We start from the raw sequence: 21898 nt of genomic DNA on the forward strand, positions 1-21898 counted from the left end.
CAAGCCTCACGAATAGGGATTGATCAGCTTCTGCTGCTCGGCGCTGTGATGCACGATCAGGTCGATGAAGGTCCTGACCTTCGCCGAGAGATGATGACGGTGCGGATAGACCGCGTTCATGGACAGCTCGACCGTCCGATATTCCGGCAAGAGCCGCACGAGGGAGCCGCCTTCCAGATCGTCCTGAATGAGAAACCCGGCCATCAGGCAGACGGCCGCACCCTCCAGCGCGACCTTTCGCAGCGCTTCCCCGCTGTTGGTCACGAAGCTGCCCGAAACACGGACGGAGGCCGGCGTACCCTTGCGATCAAGGAAGCGCCATTCGTCGCCGAACGGATAGTTCAAATGCCGTCCGCAATTATGCCCCGTGAGCTCGTCGAGCTTCTGCACCTTGCCATGCTTCTCGATGTAATCGTGGGAGCAACACAGCACGTGACGCCAGGTCGCAAGGCTCCGCACGATCAGGCTCGAATCCGGCGGCGGGGTCATACGCAAGGCGACGTCGTAGCCTTCCTCGATGAGATCGACATCGGCCTCGCCCATGCGCAGATCGACCTTGAGCTCCGGATAGGTCGAGAGCAGCTTCGCCACGACCGGCGCGACGAACGGCACCATATGGGTGGCCACGTGAATGCGCAGCGTGCCGCGAGGCACCGACTGCAATTCGCTCGCGATGTCGTCGGCCTGCTCGAGATCGGCGAGAATCTGGATGGAGCGAGCGTAATAGGCCTTGCCGATTTCGGTGAGGCTCACCTTCCGCGTGGTGCGGTTGAGCAGGCGGACGCCGAGCCGGTCCTCCAGCGCCTGCACGTGATTGCTCACCATGGTCGTCGACATGTCGAGCCGGCGGGCGGCGGCAGAAAAGCCTCCATTTTCAACCACATGGACGAAGGCAGTCAGGCTGGTAAAGCGATCCACGGCCGAGATTATCCACTTTTACTGGACAATGCTTCCATCAATCCAGCGATTATCACAATGGCTGGGACAGCGCATCTTACCGGTACCCACAGCGCACCATTTCGAAGGGGCGTCTGGAAAGTCCGAGGATGCCATGTCGAACGCTTCTTATGTCGCTGGAAACAATGAAAAAATAAGCCTGCGACCGTCCCGGCGGGCGATCAGGCGCGCAGCATCCGGTCTGGTGCTGGCGATCGGCGTCGCGGTGGCCGGCGACTATGGCTACGACTACCTGAAGACAGGCCGCTACCTGGAATCCACCGACGACGCCTATGTGAAGGCGGACTCCACGATCATCGCGCCGAAGGTCTCAGGCTACATCGCCAAGGTACTTGTCAGCGACAACGAGAGGGTCAGGGCCGGCCAGACGCTGGCGGAGATCGACGACCGCGACTTCAAAACGGCGCTCGAGCAGGCCAAAGCCGACGTCGCTGCCGCCGAAGCCTCGGTGCGCAACATCGACGCCCAGCTCGAACTGCAGCAGCCGATCATCGAGCAGAGCACGGCCGATGTCGCCGCGGCCAACGCCAATCTCAAGTTCGCGCAGGAGGAGCGCGCCCGCTACGACGATCTGATGAAGTCGGGCTCCGGCACGATCCAGCGTGCGCAGCAGACCGACGCGACGCTGCGCGCCAGCAGCGCGCAATTGCAGCACGCCAAGTCCGGCCTCCTGGCTGCGCAGCGCAAGGTCGATGTGCTCACCACCCAGCGCGCGCAGGCAGCGGCCCAGCTCGAGCGGGCACGCGCGGCCGCGCAGCAGGCGGCGCTGAACCTGTCCTATACCGAGATCACCGCGCCGGTCGACGGCACGGTCGGCGCCCGGAGCTTGCGGGTCGGCCAATACGTCCAGGCCGGGACGCAATTGATGGCGCTGGTGCCGCTCGACGCGGTCTACGTCGTTGCGAACTTCAAGGAGACCCAGCTCACGCATATGCGCCCCGGACAGCCGGTCGAGCTGCGCGTCGACAGCTTCCGTGACAAGACCCTGCGCGGCCACGTCGACAGCCTGTCGCCGGCGAGCGGGCTCGAATTCGCGCTGCTGCCGCCGGACAACGCGACAGGCAATTTCACCAAGATCGTGCAGCGCGTTCCCGTGAAGATCGTGCTCGACGACCACAGCCTCACCGGCCTGCTGCGCCCCGGCATGTCGGCCGTGCCGACCGTCGATACGAAAGCTACGGTGCTTGCCGAGCGCGAGACGGAAAAGCGCCTCGCCGGCAACACCTCCCGCGCGAACGGCGGCTGAAGCCATGAGCACGCTGCAACCGACCGTCAACGACGCCGCCCGCCTCCCCGCCGCTGCCGCTGCTCCCGCCGCGCCGGCAGTCTCCGCAAAAACCTGGATTGCGGTGATCGGGGCCACGCTCGGCGCGTTCATGGCGGTGCTGAACATCCAGATCGTCAACGCCTCGCTCGCCGACATCCAGGGCGCGATCGGCGCCGGCATCGACGACGGCGGCTGGATCTCGACATCCTATCTCGTCGCCGAGATCGTCGTGATCCCGCTCTCCGGCTGGCTCGCGCAGGTGTTCTCGATCCGCATCTATCTCCTCACCAATGCGATCCTGTTCCTGCTGCTGTCGGCCGCCTGCGCGCTGGCGCAGGACCTGTCCCAGATGATCGTGCTGCGCGCCGTGCAAGGGTTCACCGGCGGCGTGCTCATCCCGATGGCGTTCACGCTGATCATCACGTTGCTGCCGCGCGCAAAGCAGCCGGTGGGCCTGGCGTTGTTCGCGCTGTCGGCAACGTTCGCGCCTGCGATCGGCCCGACCATCGGCGGCTATCTCACCGAGAATTTCGGCTGGGAATATATCTTCTACGTCAATCTCGTCCCCGGCGCGGTCATGGTCGGCATGCTCTGGTACGCGCTCGAGCCCAAGCCGATGAGGCTCTCAGCGCTGCGCGAGGGCGACTGGGCCGGCATCGTCACCATGGCCATCGGCCTGTCGGCATTGCAGACCGTGCTGGAGGAAGGCAACAAGGACGACTGGTTCGGCTCGCCCTTCATCGTCAAGCTCTCGGTGATCGCGGCCGTTGCGCTGATCACCTTCCTGATCATCGAATTGACGGTGAAGAAGCCGCTGCTCAATCTGCGCCTGCTCGTCCGCCGCAATTTCGGCTTCGGCATGCTCGCGAACTTCCTGCTGGGCATCGCGCTGTACGGCTCGGTCTTCATCCTGCCGCAATATCTGGCACGCATCCAGGGCTACAACGCCGAGCAGATCGGCATGGTGCTGGCATGGACCGGATTGCCGCAACTCGTGCTGATCCCCCTGGTGCCGCGCCTGATGCAGAAATTCGACGCGCGGATCATCATCGGCATCGGCTTCGTCCTGTTCGCGGCCTCCAACTTCATGAACATCCATATGACCAGCGACTACGCCGCCGATCAACTGATGTGGCCCAACATCGTTCGCGCCGTCGGCCAGGCGCTGGTGATGGCGCCGCTGTCGGCCGTCGCGACCGCCGGCATCGAGCCGGAGAACGCGGGCTCGGCCTCCGGCCTGTTCAACATGATGCGCAATCTCGGCGGCGCCGTCGGCATCGCGCTGCTGCAAACGGTCCTGACCAAGCGCGAGCAGTATCATTCCAACGTGCTGATGCAGTCGGTCTCATTACTCGAGCAGGCCACCCGCACCCGGCTGGAGCAACTGACGCAGTATTTCGTCAATCACGGCATCCTCGACCATGCCGACGCCGCGCATCGCGCCTATGTCGCGATCGGCCGCATCGTGCAGAAGCAGGCCTATATCCTCGCCTTCAGCGACACCTTCTATCTGCTCGGCATGGCGTTGATCGTGGCGCTGATCGCCGTCCTCTTCCTGAAGAAGCCCGGCCAGACCACGGCCGGTGGCGCTCACTGACCTCACCACGAGAAAGGAGACCGAAGATGAAGCCTCGCATGAACTACTTCCAGGCCGCGCCCGATACGATGAAGGCGCTGATGGCGCTGGAGGCGCAGATCCAGTCCACCGGACTTGAGAAATCACTGATCGAGCTGGTCAAGATCCGGGCGTCGCAGATCAACGGCTGCGCCTTCTGCATCAACATGCACACCGAGGACGCTCGCAAGCGCGGCGAGACCGAACAGCGCATCTACCTGCTCAATGCCTGGCACGAATCCCCGCTCTATTCCGACCGCGAGCGCGCGGCCCTGGCCTGGACGGAATCGGTAACGCTGATCTCGCAGACCCACGCGCCCGACGATGTCTACGAGCAGGTTCGCGCGCAGTTCTCCGAGGAAGAGACGGTGAACCTGACCATGCTGATCGGCGCCATCAACGCCTGGAACAGGATCGCGATCGCGTTCCGCGCGGTGCATCCGGTGAAGGTCAAGGCGTCGGTGGCGTAGGCTGCAAGGAAAGGTCTCGTAGGGTGGGCAAAGCGAAGCGTGCCCACGTTCTGTGGCTGACAGGAGAGAGGACGTGGGCACGTCGCTTCGCGCCTTTGCCCACCCTACGACAGCTGCGCGTGGCTCAGACCGCGGTCGCCTTGGCGAACTCCACGTAGATCTCGCGCAGGCGCGTGGCCATCGGGCCCGGCTTGCCGTCGCCGATCTTCTGGCCGTCGATCGCAACCACCGGCTGGACGAACAGCGACGCCGAGGTGGCAAAGGCCTCCTTGGCGGCAAGCGCCTCGGCGACCGTGAACGAACGCTCCTCGACGCGGAGCTGGCGTTCCTCGGCGAGCGCCACCACGGCCTTGCGGGTGCAGCCCGGCAGGATCGCGTTGGAGTTCTTGCGGGTCACGATGACGTCGTCCTTGGTGAGGATGAATGCCGAGGACGAACCGCCCTCGGTGACGTAGCCGTCTTCCAGCATCCAGGCCTCGCCCGCGCCGGCCTCGGCCGCGGCCTGCTTCGCCAAGACCTGCGCCAGCAGCGCCACGCTCTTGATGTCGCGCCGCTCCCAGCGAATGTCTGGCACCGTGATGACGCTGATGCCGGTCTTGGCCGACGCGGCATTGATGATGTCCTTTTCCGAGGTGAACATCACCAGGCTCGATTTGACGTCGCCCTTGGGGAAGGCGAAGTCACGGCCCTTGTCGGCGCCGCGCGTCACCTGGAGATAGACGAGACCGTTCGCGAGCTTGTTGCGCGCGATCAGCTCCTTCTGCAGCTCCGTGATGCGCTCGATCGTCTCCGGCAGCTTCAGCTTGATCTCGCCGACCGACCGCTCCAGCCGCGCCAGATGCGAGGCGTTGTCGACCAGCTTGCCGTCGAGCACGGCCGAGACCTCGTAGATGCCGTCGGCGAACAGGAAGCCGCGATCGAGCACCGAGATCTTGGCTTCGGAAAGCGGGACGAATGAGCCATTGACGTAGGCGATCGGGTCCAAGGCAGGTCTCCTGGGGAGGAAGGAGGGAATTGCCTGTTCGTATACGGGATTTGGTGGGGCCACGAAACCCTCAACCCGTCATTCCGGGGCGGCGCGCAGCGACGAGCTATGGTGCGCAATTGCGCACCTGAGAATCCATAACCACCAGCCGTGGTTATGGATTCCGGGCCCGCGCCAAGAGGCGCGTCCCGGAATGACGGCAGTGGGGTGATTAATGCGACAGAATCTTCGACAAGAACTTCTGCGCGCGGTCGCTGCGGGGCTTGCCGAAGAAGTCTTCCTTCGCCGCGTCCTCGACGATCTCGCCGCGGTCCATGAAGATCACGCGGTTGGCGACCTTGCGGGCAAAGCCCATCTCGTGGGTGACGACCATCATGGTCATGCCCTCATGAGCGAGGTCCACCATGACGTCGAGCACCTCGCTGACCATTTCCGGGTCGAGCGCCGAGGTCGGCTCGTCGAACAGCATGACGATCGGATCCATGGCGAGCGCACGGGCGATCGCAACACGCTGCTGCTGGCCGCCTGACAGGTTCGCGGGAAACTTTTGCGCCTGCTCCTTGAGGCCGACGCGCTCCAGCAATTGCATGCCTTTCGCCATCGCCTTGTCGCGCGACCGGTTCAGCACCTTCTCCTGCGCGAGGCAGAGATTGTCGATGATCTTCAAGTGCGGGAAAAGTTCGAAGTGCTGGAACACCATGCCGACGCGCGAGCGCAGCTTCGGCAGGTCGGTCTTGGGATCGTTGACCTTGGTGCCGTCGACCAGGATGTCGCCGCTCTGGAACGGCTCCAGCGCATTGACGCATTTGATCAGCGTCGACTTGCCCGAGCCCGAGGGGCCGCAGACCACCACGACCTCGCCCTTGGTGACGCTGGTCGTGCAATCGGTCAGCACCTGGAAGCTCGGCGTGTACCATTTGTTGACGTGGCTGATTTCGATCATGAGCGTCGAGCCCTAGCGAATGATGGCGATGCGCGCCTGCAGCCGGCGGACGGCGAAGGACGCGATGCAGGAAATGGTGAAGTAGACGACAGCTGCGAACAGGTACATTTCGACGAGGCGCCCGTCGCGCTGCGCGACCTTGCTTGCCGCGCCCAGGAAATCCGTGATCGAGAGGACGTAGACCAGCGACGTATCCTGGAACAGCACGATGGTCTGCGTGATCAGAACCGGCAGCATGTTGCGGAACGCCTGCGGCAGCACGACGTAGCGCATGGTCTGGGCGTAGGTCAGCCCCAGCGCACTGGCGGCGGCCGGCTGGCCGCGCGAGATCGACTGGATGCCGGCGCGCATGATCTCCGAGAAATACGCCGCCTCGAACATGATGAAGGTGATGAGCGAGGACGCGAAGGCGCCGACGCTGATCGGGCGCGAAGCACCAGTCACCCACTGACCGATATAGGGCACCAGGAAGTAGAACCAGAAGATGACCAGCACCAGCGGCAGCGAGCGCATGAAGTCGACATAGATCCCGGCGATCCGGCCCAGGATCTTGAAGCCGGACAGCCGCATCATGGCGAGGGCCGTGCCGAAGATGAGACCACCGAGCGCTGCGAGGCCCGTCAGCGTCAGCGTGAACGTCATGCCCTCGAAGAATAGATAGGGCAGCGCGCGGCGGATGACGTCGAAATCGAGATTGCCGAACATCGCTATTTCCCCGTGATGTAGCCGGGGATCGCGACCCAGCGCTCGAGGAAGCGCATCGCGGTCACGACAACGGCGTTGACGAGGAGATACAGGATGGTCGCGGCGGTGAAGGCTTCGAACACCTGGAACGAGAATTCCTGCATCGAGCGCGCCTGTCCGGTCAGCTCGAGCAGGCCGATGGTGATTGCGACCGCCGTGTTCTTGATGGTGTTGAGGAATTCAGAGGTCAGCGGCGGCAGGATGATGCGGAACGCCATCGGCAGCAGCACGTAGCGATAGCCCTGCGCGGTGGTGAGGCCCAGCGCCGTCGCGGCCATCTTCTGCCCGCGCGGCAGTGAGCCGATGCCGGCCTGGAGTTGCACGGCAACGCGCGCCGACATGAAGAAGCCGACGCCGATCGCCGCCGTCCAGAACGGCGCATTGGGCAGTTGCTTCAGCCAGGTGCCGGCGGCTTTCGGCAGCAGCTCCGGCAGCACGAAGTACCACAGGAAGAGCTGCACCAGCAGCGGCATGTTGCGGAAGAATTCGACATAGGCGAAGCCGAACCAGTTCGCCCCCTTCGACGGCAGCGTGCGCATCACGCCGACGAGCGAGCCGGTGATCAGCGCGATGACCCAGGCCAGCGCCGCGGTCTTGAGGGTCAGCACCAAGCCCGACAAGAGCATGTCGAGATAGGTGCCGGTCCCCATCGGGTTCGGCTGGAAAAAGATTCCCCAGTTCCAGTTGTAGTTCACGTGTCCCCCGCGCGAACGCGCCAGCTATGGATGTCCCGGCGCCTATGCAAATGTCCGGCCACCCTGGTGTCAAGAGTGGCCGGACATGATCCCGATCGAAAGATCGAGGTTTTTGCTTACTTGTAGTCGTCCGGATTCGGCGAGTCCGTCGGCTTGGCGAACTCGTTCTTCAGCTCGGCCGAGATCGGGGTGTTGAGGTTCAGGCCCTTCGGCGGGATCTTCTGCGTGAACCACTTGTCGTAGATCTTCTGGGCTTCGCCCGAGGTATAGAGCGCGGCGGTTGCCGCATCGACCACCTTCTTGAAGGCAGGATCGTCCCTGCGCAGCATGATGCCGTAGGGCTCAGGCTTGGAGAAGGCGTCCTTGGAGATCTCGTAGTCGCCCGGCGACTTCGAGCCGGCGACGAGGCTCGCCAGCAGGATGTCGTCCATGACGAAGGCGACCGCGCGGTCGGTCTCGACCATCAGGAAGGCCTCGGCGTGGTCCTTGGCGGGGATGATGTTGGCGCCGAGGCTCTTGGCGACATTGGCCTCGGTCAGCTGCTTGATGTTGGTGGTGCCGGCGGTCGAGACCACCGTCTTGCCCTTGAGATCGTCGATCGACTTCAGGCCGCTGGACTTCTTGAAGACGTAGCGGCTGGCGGTCAGGTAGTGGGTGTTGGTGAAGGCGACCTGCTTCTGGCGCTCGGCGTTGTTGGTGGTCGAGCCGCATTCGAGGTCGATGGTGCCGTTGGCCATCAGCGGGATACGCGTCGCCGAGGTCACCGGGTTGAGCTTGACCTCGAGCTTGTCGAGCTTGAGCTCCTTCTTCACGGCGTCGACGATCTTGTAGCAGATGTCCATCGCGAAGCCGACGGGCTTCTGGTTGTCGTCGAGATAGGAGAACGGGATCGAGGAGTCGCGGAAGCCCAGCGTGATGGCGCCGGTGTCCTTGATGTTCTTCAGCGTGCCGGTCAGCTCCTGGGCCCCGGCCTGGCTGACGGCGAAGGTCGCGGCGAGCGCGAGTCCGATGCTACGGAAATGTTTCACTTTTTTGTCCCCTTTCAGGATGATGCGGCCGGATGCAAGCACAAATCGGCCGGGATTAGAATGTGACTTTTGGCTGGATCGAGACTTAGTTTAGCGGGCGAGTTAACGGTCCTGGCAATTGGCCGAGATCCCAGAACAGCCCGGCCATCACCGTCAAGGCCTCTTCGGTCAGAGGCAGCAGAATGTGCTCATTGGGCGCATGCTGGGAGCAGCCGGGATAGGAGTGCGGGACCCAGATCGTCGGCAGGCCGAGGATTTCGGAGAACACGTCATTGGGAAGCGAGCCGCCGAAATTCGGCAGCACGGCCGGCGCCTTGCCGGTGGTCTCCTGCACCGAATCCGCCGCCCATTTGATCCACGGGCTGTCGAAGTCTGTGCGCGATGCAGCAAAACTCTGGGCCGCCCGCACCTCGACCATCGGAAAACCCTTTGCGATCAGATGCGCGCGGATGGCTTCGACCAGGCCCTCGATCTTGGTCCCGACCACGAAACGCAGTTGCAGCACGGCATTGGCATGGCCCGGAATGGCGTTGGCCGGCTTCTCGATATTGCCCGACGACATCGCCAGCACTTCCAGCGTATTCCAGGCGTAGAGCCGCTCGGCGGCCGAAAGGCCCTCCTCGCCCCAGTTCTCCGCCAGTGCGGGTTCGTCCGCGCTCGGCACCACCTGCACATCGGCCAGATAGGAGCGGATCTGGTTGGTGAGCCGCGGCGGCTTCAGCGCTTCGAGCTGGAGGCGGCCGTGGCCGTCGACCAGCGTCGAGATCGCGTTGACCAGAATGGTCGCGGGATTGGCCAGCACGCCGCCCCAATTGCCGGAATGGTGGCCGCCGTCGCGCAGGTTCACATCCAGATGAATGCGGATCCCGCCGCGGCAGCCGAGGAACAGGGTCGGACGGTCGGCGGACAGGCGCGGCCCGTCGGAGGCCACGAACAGATCCGCCCTAAGCGCGTCGCGATTGAGGTCGCAGACCTTGCCGAGATCGGGCGAGCCGATCTCCTCGCCCATCTCCACGATGAACTTGGCGTTGAAGCCGAGCTTGCCGCCGCGGGCATCGCGCACCGCGCGGAGCGCCGCCATGTTGATGCTGTGCTGCCCCTTGTTGTCGGCGGTGCCGCGGCCGTAGAGCCGCGCGCCCGCAACCGTTGTGCGCCAGGGATCGCGCCCGTCGCGCCACTCGCCTTCCATGCCGTCGACGACGTCGCCATGGCCGTAGATCAGCACGGTCGGCGCGGAGGCACTCTCGTGATGCTCGGCGAGCAGGAACGGCGCCTTGCCGCTGGGGGACTCGACGATACGGCTGGTGAAATCCAGCGCGGCGAAGGCCGGCTGCATCTCCTGCTCCAGATAGGCGCGCAGCTCGGGGCCGCGCGAGGTGTTCTGGCTCTCGGTCTTGAAGGCGACGCGGCGGTCGAGCTCGGCGAGGAATGCGCCGGATTTGAAATCCTCACGGGCGCGGGCGATGGCGTCGGCTCTGGTCATGACTTGCTTTTCGGGACTTCAGGACGAAGGACCTTACCCGATACGGGTTGGCCTCCGAAAGTGGCAGGGAGTTGGATAGTTCTTGTACTTCGCTTGCAGGTCTCTTGTACTTCCAGTTCTCTTGTACTTCTCTTGGGATTTCGTCCTTGCTTGCTTGAGATTGGCTTGCCAGGCCCAGCAGCGCCACCGATTTTGGCCTTGCCAAGCGCAAGCGATATGCAAGAACTTCGCCAAGTCAGGCGTCAAGTTCAGGCGCACCTCTATCATTCGAAGAGCGCTCAGTACAGTGCGCCGGGAGCCAGCATGGCGAAGCAGATCAGACTCAACGCCTTTGCGATGAATTGCGTCGCTCATCAGTCGCCCGGCCTATGGACCCATCCACGCGACCGCACCGCCGACTACAACCGCCTGCCCTACTGGATCGATCTGGCCAGGACGCTGGAGCGCGGCCGTTTCGACGGGCTGTTCCTGGCCGACGTGCTCGGGGTCTACGACGTCTATGGCAACAGCCCCGACGCGGCCTTGCGCAACGCGGCACAGACGCCGTCGAACGAGCCGCTGCTGCTGCTCTCGGCGATGGCCGCGGTGACGCAAAATCTCGGCTTCGGCGTCACCAGCAATCTGTCGTTCGAGCCGCCCTATCCGTTCGCGCGGCGGATGTCGACGCTCGATCATCTCACCGAGGGGCGGATCGGCTGGAACGTCGTCACCGGTTATCTCGACAGCGCCGCGCGTGGCGCCGGCAAGGACAAGCAGACCGGGCACGACGACCGCTACGATATCGCCGACGAATATATGGAGGTGGTCTACAAGCTCTGGGAAGGCAGCTGGGAGGACGATGCCGTGCTGCGCGACCGCGAGCGCGGCATCTTCACCGATCCCAGCAAGGTCCATCGCGTCAATCATGAGGGCGCGAACTACCGCATCAACAACACCATCCATCTCAGCGAGCCCTCGCCGCAGCGCACACCCGTGCTGTACCAGGCAGGCACATCGCCGCGCGGCCGGCAGTTCGCGGCCAGGCACGCCGAATGCGTGTTCATGTCGGGACCGTCGGCCAAGATTATCGCGCCGCGCGTCTCGGCGATCCGCCAGGAGGCCGCCGCACTCGGCCGCAACCCGGCGGAGATCCTGATGTTCAGCATGATGACGATCATCCTCGGCAACACCGAGGCCGAGGCGGCGGCGAAATATGCCGACTACCGCTCGCACATCAATCCGGAAGGCGCGCTGGCGCTGATGTCGGGATGGACCGGGATCGATTTCTCCGGCTACGAGCTCGACCAGCAAGTGCGCCACGTCCAGAACGATGCCGGTCGCAGCGCGCTCGACAACGTCACGCGCGGCGACCCTGACCGCGTCTGGACCGTGCGCGACGTCATCGAGCATGTCGGCATCGGCGGCGCCGGCCCGGTCGTGGTCGGCACGCCCGAAAGCGTCGCCGACAAGATCGAGGACTGGTTCGAGAAGACCGACGTCGACGGCCTCAACGTGGCCTTCGCGATCTCGCCCGGCGATTTCGAGGACATCACCGACATGCTGGTGCCGGAGCTGACCAAGCGCGGGCGCTACAAGAGCGAGTATGCCAAGGGCACGCTGCGGGAGAAGCTGTTCGGCCGGGGGCGGGCCCGGTTAGGTGCGCCGCATCCGGCAGCGGGGTATCGGGTGGGGAAGAAGGATTAGACAGAAAGTTGCGCCACATCCCAACTGTCGTCCCGGCCTAGTGCGCAATTGCGCACTAGGCCGGGACGACAGCGGAGCAGCCCCGCGCTACACCTTCCCGTCTACCATCACCTCGATCAGCTTGGTTCCCGGCCGATTGAACGCCGACGCCAGCGTCGCCTTCAGCTCGCCGGGATCGCTGACCTTGATCGCTTCGCAGCCGAGCGCTCGCGCGACGCCGGTGAAATCCACGGGCGGGTCGGCGAAATCCATGCCGACATAATTGTCGTCGCCGTGGAAGGCGAGCAGGCGCTGCTTGATGATGCGGTAGCCGCCATTGTTGGCGATGACGACGTTGAGCGGCAGCTTGTGATGCGCCGCCGTCCACAGCGATTGGATCGAATACATCGCGCTGCCATCGCCCGAGAAGCAGACGACGGGACGATCCGGATTGGCAATGCTGGCGCCGACCGAGGCCGGCAGGCCCCAGCCGATGCCGCCGGAGGCAAGGCCGTGATAGCCATAGCGGTCGCGGTGCGGCCGCAGCGCCGTGACGTGGCGGCTGGAGGTGAGGCCTTCGTCGACCAGGATCGCATTCTCAGGCATGGCCTCGACCATCTGCAGCACCAGGAAGTCGGGATCGATCGGCGTGCGGCCGGCGCTCTTGCCGATCTGCTCGACCAGCGCGGCGCGGCGTGCGGCCCAATTGTTCGGCGCAAGCTCGGCAAGGCGCTGCTTCGCCCGGCTCGCGAGTGCGGCGCCGCCCATCTCCTTCAACACCGGGATCAGCGCGCGCAGGGTTTCCTTCAGGTCGGCCTTCAGCGCGATCTCGGCGCCGTAATTCTTGGCGATCTCCCAGTCGACGAGGCCGACCTGCACGATGCCGAGCCCGTCGGGCAGCGCATCGACCTCGCTATAGACCGACATCCGCAAGGGATCGCCGCCAAGCGCAATCAGGAGGTCGTATGGCGCCAGCGTATCGCGCGCGACCTTCTGCACGCGCGCCAGCGTGCCGACGAAGCTCGGGCTCTCGGAGAGGAAGTGAGATCCATACGGCGTCGAAGACTGGTAAGCGGCGGCGCCGAGCAGCTCGGCGAGTTCGGCCGCCTCCTTCAGCGCATCGCTCTTGACCACCTCGTCCATGGTGACGATGACGGGGCGCTCGGCCTTGAGCAGCCGCGCGGCAAAGGCCTTCAACGCTTCGTCCGAGGGCTTCACGCGGGCGTCGATGCGGGTGGAGCGGCCGAGCTCGATGCCGGCCTCGCTGTTCAGGATGTCGCCGGGGAGCGAGATGAACACCGGCCCGGTCGGCGGCGTTGTCGCGATCTTGGCGGCGCGCCGGACGATGCGCGGCAGATCCTCCAGCCGCGTCACCTCGACCGCCCATTTCACCAGCGGCTCGGCCATGCGGACCAGCGGGCCGTACAGCACCGGCTCCATCAGGCCATGGCCCTGCTCCTGCTGCCCCGCGGTGAGGATCATCGGCGTGCCCGTGAATTGGGCGTTGTAGAGCGAGCCCATGGCATTGCCGAGGCCGGGCGCGACGTGGACGTTGCAGGCGACGAGCTTGCCGGAGGCGCGGCTGTAGCCATCGGCGATCGCGACCACCAGGCTCTCCTGCATCGCCATTACATAGGTGAGATCAGGATGGTCCTTCAGCGCATGCATGATCGGCAGTTCGGTGGTGCCGGGATTGCCGAACAGATGCGTGATGCCCTCGTCCTTGAGCAGCGCAAGAAAGGCGGAGCGGCCGGTGATCTTGTTCTTCATGTTTCCTCCAGGAGCGGACGTGGCCGCAAGGACGAAGACATGATGACCGGAATCGAAGCAGACGCGCAAGGAAGCGCGGTCATGGCTGCGTTGCGCCTGGCGGTCTCATGTCCCGGACGCGTCGCAGCGCGAAGCGTTGCGGCGCAGAGCCGGGACCCAGACTCGCTCCGAGCTCGCTGATGCATGGGCCCCGGCTCTGCGGTGCACGAGAGTTGTGCGCCCAGCCCGCGCTACATCTCCTCTCGCCCGAGCTCGAACGGGTCCTCGCCGCCGGCGCGCTTCTTCTTTTTCGAGCGCTGCCAGACCACGCCCGGAAAGCCTTTCAGCGGCACCAACGGCTCGCCGGTATAGGCCCATTCCTGCAGCTCCTCGATCGCAATGTGATAGAGCGGCTGGCGGCCGGTGCGCTCCCGAAACAGCGCGCGGGGGATGTTGACCATGTGCGGCCCGCGCGGCCGTTCATAGGCGATCGGGGTGCCGCAATGCGAGCAGAAGCTGCGGGTGGTCTTGGTCGCCTTGTCTTCGTAACGCGTGAGCGCGGTCTTGCCCGAGGTGATGCGAAAGCGCTTCTTCCAGCTGCCGACATAGGTCGCATAGGCCGCGCCATGGGCCCGGCGGCTGGCGGCGGAGTGATCGTGCCAGGCCCAGCGCGCGGGCACGTCGATCTCGAAGCCGACCTTGCCGCAGAGGCACTGGCCGGTGGCGATCCCTGCGGCGGCTGCGGCTTTGGCCATCGTCTTTCTCCGTCGTCATTGCGGCTGGCGGTCGCGCAACAAATCAAGCTCGTCATTCCGGGGCGATGCGAAGCAACGAGCCCGGAATCCATCTCACTTCCAGGTTATGCATTCAGATGGATTCCGGGTTCGCGACTTCGTCGCGCCCCGGAATGACAGAGGAGGTCAGGCCGGCGTCAGCTCGTCATACACCGGATAATCCGTATACCCTTTCTCCTCGCCGCCGTAGAAGGTCGCGCGGTTGTACGGCGTGATCGGGTAGCCGTGCTCGAGGCGCCGCGGCAGATCGGGGTTCGAGATGAAGATGCGGCCGAATGCGATGATGTCGGCGTGGCCGTCGGCGATCGCCGCGTTCGCGGTCTCGCCGGTGAAGCCGCCGGCGGTCATCAGCACGCCGCTGTAGAGCGGTCGGAACAACACCATCGCCGACGGCACGTTGTCCCAGTGGACGTCGGCACGGCCGGCGCCGCTGGAGCGCGGCTCGATGAGATGCAGATAGGCAAGACCGAGCTTATCGAGCGCCTTCACGACGTAGGTGTAGAGCGGCATCGGATCCGGCTCGCCGGAATCATTGGCGATGCCGTAAGGCGAAAGCCGGACGGCGACGCGGTTCGCGCCAAAGACATCGATCGCGGCCTGCGTGACTTCGAGCAGCAGCCGCGCGCGGTTCTCGATCGAACCGCCATATTGGTCGGTGCGCTGGTTGCTGCGCGACTGCAGGAATTGCTCGAGCAGATAGCCGTTGGCGCCATGGATCTCGACACCGTCGAACCCGGCCGCGAGCGCATTCTTGGCGCCTTGCCTGAAGGCCTCGACGATCCCCTTGACCTCCCCGGTCTCCAGCGCGCGGGGCGTCTCATAGTCCGAGATCTTGCCGTCGGCCGTCATGGCCTTCATGCCCTCGGCCTTGATCGGGATCGCCGAAGCCGAAACCGGCAGCTCGCCGCTGTGAAAGGAGGAATGCGAGACGCGGCCGACATGCCAGAGCTGGAGGAAGATGATGCCGCCCTTTGCGTGCACCGCGTCGACCACCTTGCGCCAGCCGTCGATCTGCGCCTGCGAATAGATGCCGGGCGTCGCCGGATTGCCGCGGCCGTGCGAAAGCACCGGCGAGGCCTCGGCGATGATCAGGCCGCCGGGCGTGGCGCGCTGGGCGTAATATTCCGCATTCAGCGGCCGCGGCGAAAAGCTCTCGCGCTCGGCCCGCATGCGCGTCAACGGCGCCATCGCGACGCGATGCGCAAGTTTGTACGGACCGACCTGCAACGGCCTAAACAACGCTTCGAATTTCATGTGTGCCCCGGGTGTCTACGGAAAGGATGCGGGATCGTATAGTGAGGGGCGACACCGGAAAAGGCGCCGCCCCAAGCAGATATTCTCTCTGACGGAACGCGACAGAGCACGCCTTACGCCGTCTTGATCCAGACCGCCTTCACGTTGAGATATTCCTCGACATGCTGCTTGCCGGACTCGCGGCCGTAGCCGCTCATCTTGTAGCCGCCGAACGGCACGGCCGGGTCCATCGCCTGGTAGCAGTTGACCCACACCGAGCCGGCGCGCAGGCGCTTCGCCACCGCATGCGCCTTGCTGACGTCGCGCGTCCACAGGCCGGAGCCGAGGCCGAACGTGGTGTTGTTGGCGCGCTTGACCAACTCGTCCATGTCCTTGAACGCGATCGCGGAGATGACCGGGCCAAAGATCTCCTCCTGCGCGATGCGCATGTTGTCCTGGACGCCCGCGAACACCGTCGGCGAGACGAAGAAGCCCTTCGACAGCGCGCCCTCGGTGACCCGGCCGCCGCCGGCGAGCGCCTTGGCGCCCTCCTTCTGGCCGATGTCGAGGTAGCCGGTGACGCGTTCCAGCTGCTGCTCGGAGACCAGCGGGCCGATCTGCACGTTGGGATCGAGACCGTTGCCGACCTGCAGCTTCTTGCCGAACTCGGCGACGCGGCCGACGAACTCCTCGTAGATCGACTGCTCGACGAACAGGCGCGTGCCGGCGCTGCAGATCTGCCCCGAATTGGCAAACACCGCCATCGCCGCGCCCGGCACGGCGGCATCGAGATCGGCATCGGCGAACACGATGTCAGGTGACTTGCCGCCGAGCTCGAGCGAGACGCGCTTGAGGTTGCCGGCGGAGGCGCGGATGATCGACTGTCCCGTGACGTGCGAGCCGGTGAAGGCGACCTTGTCGACGTCGTGGTGCGAGGCGAGCGCGGCGCCCGCGGTCTCGCCATAGCCGGGCACGACGTTGACGACGCCGGCAGGAATGCCCGCCTCCATTGCCAGCTCGGCGATGCGCAGCGAAGTCAGCGGCGCCTCCTCGGCGGGCTTGAGCACCACGGTGCAGCCGGTCGCGATCGCAGGACCGATCTTCCAGATCGTCGCGGTGAGCGGCCCGTTCCAGGGAATGATGGCACCGACGACGCCGATCGGCTCTTTCAGCGTGTAGGAGAAGATTTCGCCAGGCAGCGAGTTCTCGATGGTCTCGCCGTGGATCGCGGTGGTCTGTCCGGCATAGTAACGCAGCATGCCGACGGCGCGCAGGCGATAGGCGCGGGTGCGGCTGAGCGGCGCGCCCATGTCGAGCGTGTCGAGCTGCGACAATTCGTCGAAATTCTTCTCGACGAGGTCGGCGAGCCTCAGGAGCAGGTTCTGGCGCTCGAACGGCTTGACCTTGCTCCAGGGCCCTTCGAAAGCGCGGCGTGCGGCAGCAACCGCACGATCGATGTCTTCCTTGTCGCCCTCGGCAACGGTTGCGAGCAGCTCGCCCGTTGCAGGATTGCGGGTCTCGAAGCGCTTGCCCGAGACTGCATCGACCCACTTTCCGTCGATCAGCATCTGCTTGTAGGACCCATTCGCGAACGGATGGCGCGTGATCGGAATAGCCTGCGACACAGCCATGGCTGCACTCCCTGTCAGGTGATTGATTGGGTCGATCTGGGCGGGATCGTTCGCCGAATAGGGTACAACCGGGCCGGAGGGGCGTAAAGACGGCGTGAAGCGAAGACCTCCCATGCCGACTTGTGCAGGGTCGAACGGCGCGCGTGCTATAACGCGACCGAGCGCAACTTTAGCTTTGCCGGAGTTCAGCCATGTCGCATCCCGCCATCGTCAAAGACAACGTTGCCGTCATCACAGGTGGCGCAGCCGGAATCGGGCTTGCCGCCGCCGCGGCGTTTGCGCGCACCGGCATGAAGGTGTGCATCGCGGATGTCGATCAGGGACGCCTGGTCGAGGCCGCAACAAAACTGTCATCCATCGCCGGTGCCGCGAACGTGATGACGGCCGTGGTCGACGTCAGCAAGACAGAAAGCCTGACGGAACTCGAACGCGCAGTGCGCGAGCGGTTCGGCGGCGCCGACATCCTCATGAACAATGCCGGCATCCAGCCGGGCAGCACGCTGTTCGGCGAACCCGATCATTGGCAGCGCATCATCGCCGTCAACATGTGGGGCATCATCAACGGCTCGCGCATCTTCGCACCCAACATGATCGCGCGCGGCAAACCGGGCCTCATCATCAACACCGGTTCCAAGCAGGGCATCACCACGCCGCCGGGCGATCCCGCCTACAATGTCTCCAAGGCCGGCGTGAAAGCGTTCACCGAGGCGCTCCAGCATGAGCTGCGCAACACCAAGGATTGTCGCATCACGGCACACCTGCTGATCCCCGGCTTCGTCTTCACCGGCCTCACCGCGAAGGGGCGCACCGAAAAGCCGGCCGGCGCCTGGACGCCGGAACAGACGGTCGATTTCATGCTGGCCCGGCTGGAGGCCGGCGACTTCTACATCCTGTGCCCGGACAACGACGTGCCGCGCGCACTCGATGAGAAGCGCATGCTGTGGGCCGCCGGCGACATCGTCGCGAACCGCCCGCCGCTGTCGCGCTGGCATCCGGATTATGCGGATGCGTTCAAGAAGTTCGTGGAGGAGGAGTAGCTGTCAGACCCTCATGGTGAGGAGCGCGCCCTTGCGCGTCTCGAACCATGCAGACCCGGCAAAGGCAGTCCGGCCTCGATCCTTCGAGACGACCGCTTTCAGCGGTCTCCTCAAGATGAGGGGTTAGAGTATGCGGCGCGGCAAGCTGGGGCAGGCGCCCTACAACGTCTCCTGCTGATGGCCGCAATTCTTGCAGGCGAACTTGACGCGGCTCTGGCCCTTTTCCGCTTGCACCCGGTTCGGGGCACCGCACTTGCCGCAGACAGCCTCGATGCGGGTCGTGCCCTGCTTGACGACGATGGACTTCTTTTCCATCGATTCGCGGATCAGGCGCTCGGCCTCCTCGCGCAGCGATTGTTTCGACAAAGCTCGTCTCCGCCTCTGAACGCGCGAGAGCCATATCGCACCTGCAGCCGAAGCACAATGCGCGATGCGGGTCGCAACCATGGTTGCGGACGCGAGAGCCGCGGCGCGTATTGCTCCGCGGCTCTCCTTGTCTCCCGGATCGGCTCAAGGCGCTTTTCATGCGGCCTTGGACACCTCCATCAAGAGCCGCTCGGCCTTCGCATCCTCGATGCGGTTCACCAGCCGGCTGCTCTCGTGATTGTCGCGCACGGTCTTGGTCAGGGTGATGCAGGTCTGGACCAGCATGACGATACCCATGGTGAGATAGCCCTTCATCCAGACGTCGACCGGCAGAAAGAAGACGCCGATGGCGACGAGGAAGGCGGAAGCTGCGAAGGACGCGTACGTGAAGGTCACCCAGGCGCTGCTGTGGGGCTGGCCATTCTGGTTCATGATGGTCTCCTGTGAGGACGAATGATGAAGGAGTTGCGATCAGGCCGACGCCGGGCGCTTGGACTTCAGCCGCGCCAGCACGTCGTCTGCGGTCGTCTTCAGCCGCGGGCCAAAGCCCTGCTCGGCCAATCTTTCGGCGACGGCGATGGGACCGGTGGCCGCATCGAGCTCGACCAGCGCATCGTCGGCCGCCTGAGCTTCCATCTGCCGATCGCGCAGGCGCCGCAAAGTGGTTTCAGCTTCCGGCAGCGTGGATTCGTACGGGCGCGCGGCCTCGATGCCGCTTCGGCGTAACGAGCGGACCGCCTCCGAGGCACGGGCAACGCGGCGGCCGCGATCGAGCTCGGTGATGCGGGCCTGCGCGTTTGCGACGTGCCGCTTCAGCCGCGCGATCTCGGTCGCGAACAGCGCGCGGGCCGTCATCGCGGCATCGCGGTCCGCCTCCAAGCCCGCGATGGCCTCGGCGGCGTCCCTGGCGAGGTCGTCACGGCCGCCGTCGAGCGCCGCCACCGCGCGGGTCTCGAGATCGGCGATGCGGGCGAGGGTCGCCTCGAGCTTGCGGCCTTCCTGCTGGTCCTGCGCGATCGCCAGCGCCAGCGTCCGCTTGCTGCGCTCGACGGCGGCAGCCGCATCGCGCATCTGCTGGTCGAGAATCAGCAGGGCCGTCCGGTCTTCCAGCTCTTCGCCCGCGGCGGCCACGCTGCCGCGGAAAAGCGTCACTACAGTCTTGAACATCTTCAGCTCCCTGTTATGAGCGTTGCTCACATATGCTTTGTAGCAAGGAACTTGAACAACGTTCAAGAAAAACTTGAGCATCGCTCAAAATTTTGGCCGAAATGTCTAAGGCCCTGGAACATCGAGAGAAACTCCGGTCCGACCTGATCCTGGCGGCGGAGCGCATGATTGCCGATCGCGGATTGTCGGGGGTGAAGACCCGTGATCTCGCCCGCGAGATCGGCTGCGCCAATGGCGCGGTCTACAACCTCGTGGCCGACATGGACGAGCTGATCCTGCGCGTAGGCTCGCGCACCCTGCACCGGCTCGACCAGGCGCTCAGCGCCGCGGAAAGCGCGGGCGAGCCGTCGCCGCAGGAGACGCTGGTCCGCATCGCCCTCGCCTATTGCGATTTCGCGGCCGACAATCTCCAGCTCTGGCGCGCGCTGTTCGAGCACCGCATGGAAGCCGACAAGGTCGTCCCCGACTGGTCCGTCCAGGATCAGATGCAGCTGTTCCGCCACATCTACCAGCCGTTGGCCGCGTTGTTTCCACAGCGCAGCCGCGAGGAGTTCGGCATCACGGCGCGCAGCCTGTTCTCGGCGGTGCATGGCATGGTGGCGCTCGGACTGGAGCAGAAGCTGGTTGCCGTGCCGCTGCCGGCGCTGCGCAAGGAGATCGCGGCCCTGGTGCGCGCGATGATCGACGGATTGATCGCGCGAGAGGCGTAGAAGTGCGAATTGAATCTCGGGCTCGGTTAGGAACGAACATTCCGAGCACCGGTTGACGCGCATCGTTTCCCTCACAGCGCGAGTCATTCCATGTATCACCACGTCAAGAAGCTGATGTTCACCGTGCGCGTCGACGAGCCCGATCCGCGCTTCGGCAATATGCTGCTCGAGCAATTCGGCGGCGCCAACGGGGAACTCGCGGCTGCGATGCAATATTCGATTCAAGGGCTGAACTGCGAGGACCCCGATCGCAAGGACCTCTTGATGGACATCGGGACCGAAGAGCTCAGCCATCTCGAAGTCGTCGGCTGCCTTGCAAGGATGCATCTTGCGCCTTCGAAGAACGACCGCCAGGCAGCCGAAGCCGATCCGCTGATCGCGATCGCCGGCGGGGGCGGTGTCAACCTGTTCAACTCGCAAGGCAATCCCTGGACCGCCGACTATCTCAAGATCACCGGCGAGCTCGACGTCGATCTTCGCAGCAACATCGCCGCCGAGGCGCGTGCGAAGATCGTCTACGAGCGGCTGATCAATTTCTGCGACGACGCCGGCTCCAAGGACGCGCTGCAATTCCTGATGACGCGCGAGATCACGCATATGAAGGCTTTCGCGCGCGCGCTCGAAAGCCTGTCCAAGCCTGCCTTCAGTATCGGCAGGATCGCGCCGACGCCCGGCCTCGTGAATCAGTACTTCAACGACTCCACCGGCAGCGGCGACCACGGCGAGATCGACACCCGCGGCCCCTGGAACGAAGGAGAGGACTGGGTGTTCACGGAATCGCCCGCGCTCCAGTCTTCTGACCCCGGCGCGGCCCCGTCGATCGTCGCGGAGAGCTCGTCGCCTGTCGACGAGGCAGGCCTCACCGACCTTCTGCTTCACGAGCTGCGTGACATTCTCCATGCCGAGAAGCAGTTGACCAAGGCGCTCCCCAAGATGGCGCAATCCGCCCGCTTCGACCAGTTGCGTGAACTGTTCGAGCAACACCTGGCCGAGACCGAAAATCAGGTCGAACGCATCAACGAATGCTTCGAGCTGCTCGGCGAGACCGCTCGCGCCAAGCCTTGCAAGGGCATGATGGGCCTAATCGAGGAAGGCCAGGAGGTCATGAAGGAAGGCCAGGAAAAGGAGGACGCAGCCGCCGACCTCGCGCTGATCTCGGCGGCCCAGCGCGTCGAGCATTACGAGATGTCCGGCTACACCACGGCACGTAACCTGGCGCAGCAGCTCCGGCACAGCGCCATCGTCGCCCTGCTCTCCAAATCCCTCGCCGAGGAAGAGAACGCCGACCTCCTGCTCAATCAGGTCGCACGGTCCTTGATGTCGGTGGCGAAGATGCCCGCGGCACTGGAGCAGGCGGAATAG

21 protein-coding genes are annotated in these 21898 nt (G+C 64.6%); 7 read left to right on the forward strand and 14 right to left on the reverse strand.

The window, feature by feature from the left end:
* Positions 1 to 6: 6 nt before the first annotated feature.
* On the reverse strand, positions 7 to 918 hold the full coding sequence (locus WI560_RS28445; RefSeq protein ID WP_375305832.1) for a LysR family transcriptional regulator: 912 nt from the start codon (positions 916 to 918) through the stop codon (positions 7 to 9).
* 133 nt (positions 919 to 1051) lie between these two features.
* Here WI560_RS28445 and WI560_RS28450 point away from each other — a divergent pair, with 133 nt between their 5' ends.
* The 3 genes from WI560_RS28450 to WI560_RS28460 are packed head-to-tail and all read left to right on the forward strand — an operon-like array spanning position 1052 to position 4309.
* Positions 1052 to 2203 (forward strand): HlyD family secretion protein, encoded by a 1152-nt coding sequence (locus WI560_RS28450; RefSeq protein WP_375305833.1) that lies wholly within the window; start codon positions 1052 to 1054, stop codon positions 2201 to 2203.
* 4 nt (positions 2204 to 2207) lie between these two features.
* Entirely contained in the window at positions 2208 to 3821 is a 1614-nt protein-coding gene (locus WI560_RS28455) for an MDR family MFS transporter (RefSeq protein WP_375305834.1), read from the forward strand.
* A gap of 26 nt (positions 3822 to 3847) precedes the next feature.
* Entirely contained in the window at positions 3848 to 4309 is a 462-nt protein-coding gene (locus tag WI560_RS28460) for a carboxymuconolactone decarboxylase family protein (protein ID WP_257192591.1), read from the forward strand.
* A gap of 124 nt (positions 4310 to 4433) precedes the next feature.
* On the opposite strand, the gene WI560_RS28465 is transcribed toward WI560_RS28460, so the two are convergent.
* From WI560_RS28465 to WI560_RS28490, 6 genes are all read right to left on the reverse strand, one after another.
* On the reverse strand, positions 4434 to 5294 hold the full coding sequence (locus WI560_RS28465; RefSeq protein ID WP_028134277.1) for a D-amino-acid transaminase: 861 nt from the start codon (positions 5292 to 5294) through the stop codon (positions 4434 to 4436).
* A gap of 211 nt (positions 5295 to 5505) precedes the next feature.
* Positions 5506 to 6237, reverse strand: a complete 732-nt coding sequence (locus tag WI560_RS28470; RefSeq protein ID WP_375305835.1) for an amino acid ABC transporter ATP-binding protein — start codon at positions 6235 to 6237, stop codon at positions 5506 to 5508.
* A gap of 12 nt (positions 6238 to 6249) precedes the next feature.
* Positions 6250 to 6942, reverse strand: coding sequence for an amino acid ABC transporter permease (locus WI560_RS28475; RefSeq protein WP_375305836.1), 693 nt, complete (start codon positions 6940 to 6942; stop codon positions 6250 to 6252).
* A gap of 2 nt (positions 6943 to 6944) precedes the next feature.
* Positions 6945 to 7676, reverse strand: coding sequence for an amino acid ABC transporter permease (locus tag WI560_RS28480; RefSeq protein ID WP_212080040.1), 732 nt, complete (start codon positions 7674 to 7676; stop codon positions 6945 to 6947).
* Positions 7677 to 7792: 116 nt separating this feature from the next.
* Positions 7793 to 8704 (reverse strand): amino acid ABC transporter substrate-binding protein, encoded by a 912-nt coding sequence (locus tag WI560_RS28485; protein WP_126259515.1) that lies wholly within the window; start codon positions 8702 to 8704, stop codon positions 7793 to 7795.
* Positions 8705 to 8789: 85 nt separating this feature from the next.
* Complete coding sequence (locus tag WI560_RS28490) at positions 8790 to 10187, reverse strand: M20 family metallopeptidase (protein ID WP_375305837.1); 1398 nt, start codon at positions 10185 to 10187, stop codon at positions 8790 to 8792.
* Positions 10188 to 10490: 303 nt separating this feature from the next.
* Between WI560_RS28490 and WI560_RS28495 the strand changes: the two genes are divergently transcribed.
* Positions 10491 to 11870 (forward strand): LLM class flavin-dependent oxidoreductase, encoded by a 1380-nt coding sequence (locus WI560_RS28495; RefSeq protein ID WP_375305838.1) that lies wholly within the window; start codon positions 10491 to 10493, stop codon positions 11868 to 11870.
* Between the two features lie 87 nt (positions 11871 to 11957).
* On the opposite strand, the gene WI560_RS28500 is transcribed toward WI560_RS28495, so the two are convergent.
* The 4 genes from WI560_RS28500 to WI560_RS28515 all read right to left on the reverse strand — a co-directional run bounded on the left by WI560_RS28500 (position 11958) and on the right by WI560_RS28515 (position 17256).
* Complete coding sequence (locus WI560_RS28500; protein WP_375305839.1) at positions 11958 to 13619, reverse strand: thiamine pyrophosphate-binding protein; 1662 nt, start codon at positions 13617 to 13619, stop codon at positions 11958 to 11960.
* A 230-nt stretch (positions 13620 to 13849) separates the two neighbouring features.
* Positions 13850 to 14353 carry a GFA family protein gene (locus WI560_RS28505; RefSeq protein ID WP_375305840.1) on the reverse strand — a complete coding sequence of 168 codons (504 nt, stop codon included), beginning with the start codon at positions 14351 to 14353 and terminating at the stop codon, positions 13850 to 13852.
* Between the two features lie 165 nt (positions 14354 to 14518).
* Positions 14519 to 15646: an alkene reductase gene (locus WI560_RS28510; protein WP_375305841.1), complete on the reverse strand. Its 1128-nt coding sequence runs from the start codon at positions 15644 to 15646 to the stop codon at positions 14519 to 14521.
* Between the two features lie 113 nt (positions 15647 to 15759).
* Entirely contained in the window at positions 15760 to 17256 is a 1497-nt protein-coding gene (locus WI560_RS28515; RefSeq protein ID WP_375305842.1) for an aldehyde dehydrogenase family protein, read from the reverse strand.
* A gap of 191 nt (positions 17257 to 17447) precedes the next feature.
* On the opposite strand from WI560_RS28515, the gene WI560_RS28520 reads away from it, so the two are divergent.
* Positions 17448 to 18293 (forward strand): SDR family NAD(P)-dependent oxidoreductase, encoded by an 846-nt coding sequence (locus tag WI560_RS28520; protein WP_375305843.1) that lies wholly within the window; start codon positions 17448 to 17450, stop codon positions 18291 to 18293.
* Between the two features lie 159 nt (positions 18294 to 18452).
* On the opposite strand, the gene WI560_RS28525 is transcribed toward WI560_RS28520, so the two are convergent.
* The 3 genes from WI560_RS28525 to WI560_RS28535 form a co-directional block, all read right to left on the reverse strand.
* On the reverse strand, positions 18453 to 18659 hold the full coding sequence (locus tag WI560_RS28525) for a hypothetical protein (RefSeq protein ID WP_028134265.1): 207 nt from the start codon (positions 18657 to 18659) through the stop codon (positions 18453 to 18455).
* Between the two features lie 156 nt (positions 18660 to 18815).
* On the reverse strand, positions 18816 to 19091 hold the full coding sequence (locus WI560_RS28530; RefSeq protein ID WP_257176388.1) for a YiaA/YiaB family inner membrane protein: 276 nt from the start codon (positions 19089 to 19091) through the stop codon (positions 18816 to 18818).
* A 39-nt stretch (positions 19092 to 19130) separates the two neighbouring features.
* Positions 19131 to 19826, reverse strand: a complete 696-nt coding sequence (locus tag WI560_RS28535; protein ID WP_375305844.1) for a PspA/IM30 family protein — start codon at positions 19824 to 19826, stop codon at positions 19131 to 19133.
* Between the two features lie 101 nt (positions 19827 to 19927).
* On the opposite strand from WI560_RS28535, the gene WI560_RS28540 reads away from it, so the two are divergent.
* Both WI560_RS28540 and WI560_RS28545 read left to right on the forward strand, forming a co-directional pair.
* Positions 19928 to 20536, forward strand: a complete 609-nt coding sequence (locus WI560_RS28540; RefSeq protein WP_375305845.1) for a TetR/AcrR family transcriptional regulator — start codon at positions 19928 to 19930, stop codon at positions 20534 to 20536.
* Between the two features lie 90 nt (positions 20537 to 20626).
* Positions 20627 to 21898, forward strand: a complete 1272-nt coding sequence (locus tag WI560_RS28545) for a DUF892 family protein (RefSeq protein ID WP_257192569.1) — start codon at positions 20627 to 20629, stop codon at positions 21896 to 21898.

Source organism: Bradyrhizobium sp. A11, from assembly GCF_042077125.1.
Lineage (GTDB): Bacteria > Pseudomonadota > Alphaproteobacteria > Rhizobiales > Xanthobacteraceae > Bradyrhizobium > Bradyrhizobium japonicum_B.

Coding starts and splice junctions, on each gene's coding strand:
- WI560_RS28450 (WP_375305833.1), top strand. CDS start 1,052: ATGTCGAACGCTTCTTATGTCGCTGGAAACAATGAAAAAATAAGCCTG.
- WI560_RS28455 (WP_375305834.1), top strand. CDS start 2,208: ATGAGCACGCTGCAACCGACCGTCAACGACGCCGCCCGCCTCCCCGCC.
- WI560_RS28460 (WP_257192591.1), top strand. CDS start 3,848: ATGAAGCCTCGCATGAACTACTTCCAGGCCGCGCCCGATACGATGAAG.
- WI560_RS28470 (WP_375305835.1), bottom strand. CDS start 6,237: ATGATCGAAATCAGCCACGTCAACAAATGGTACACGCCGAGCTTCCAG.
- WI560_RS28475 (WP_375305836.1), bottom strand. CDS start 6,942: ATGTTCGGCAATCTCGATTTCGACGTCATCCGCCGCGCGCTGCCCTAT.
- WI560_RS28490 (WP_375305837.1), bottom strand. CDS start 10,187: ATGACCAGAGCCGACGCCATCGCCCGCGCCCGTGAGGATTTCAAATCC.
- WI560_RS28495 (WP_375305838.1), top strand. CDS start 10,491: ATGGCGAAGCAGATCAGACTCAACGCCTTTGCGATGAATTGCGTCGCT.
- WI560_RS28500 (WP_375305839.1), bottom strand. CDS start 13,619: ATGAAGAACAAGATCACCGGCCGCTCCGCCTTTCTTGCGCTGCTCAAG.
- WI560_RS28505 (WP_375305840.1), bottom strand. CDS start 14,353: ATGGCCAAAGCCGCAGCCGCCGCAGGGATCGCCACCGGCCAGTGCCTC.
- WI560_RS28510 (WP_375305841.1), bottom strand. CDS start 15,646: ATGAAATTCGAAGCGTTGTTTAGGCCGTTGCAGGTCGGTCCGTACAAA.
- WI560_RS28515 (WP_375305842.1), bottom strand. CDS start 17,256: ATGGCTGTGTCGCAGGCTATTCCGATCACGCGCCATCCGTTCGCGAAT.
- WI560_RS28520 (WP_375305843.1), top strand. CDS start 17,448: ATGTCGCATCCCGCCATCGTCAAAGACAACGTTGCCGTCATCACAGGT.
- WI560_RS28530 (WP_257176388.1), bottom strand. CDS start 19,091: ATGAACCAGAATGGCCAGCCCCACAGCAGCGCCTGGGTGACCTTCACG.
- WI560_RS28535 (WP_375305844.1), bottom strand. CDS start 19,826: ATGTTCAAGACTGTAGTGACGCTTTTCCGCGGCAGCGTGGCCGCCGCG.
- WI560_RS28540 (WP_375305845.1), top strand. CDS start 19,928: ATGTCTAAGGCCCTGGAACATCGAGAGAAACTCCGGTCCGACCTGATC.
- WI560_RS28545 (WP_257192569.1), top strand. CDS start 20,627: ATGTATCACCACGTCAAGAAGCTGATGTTCACCGTGCGCGTCGACGAG.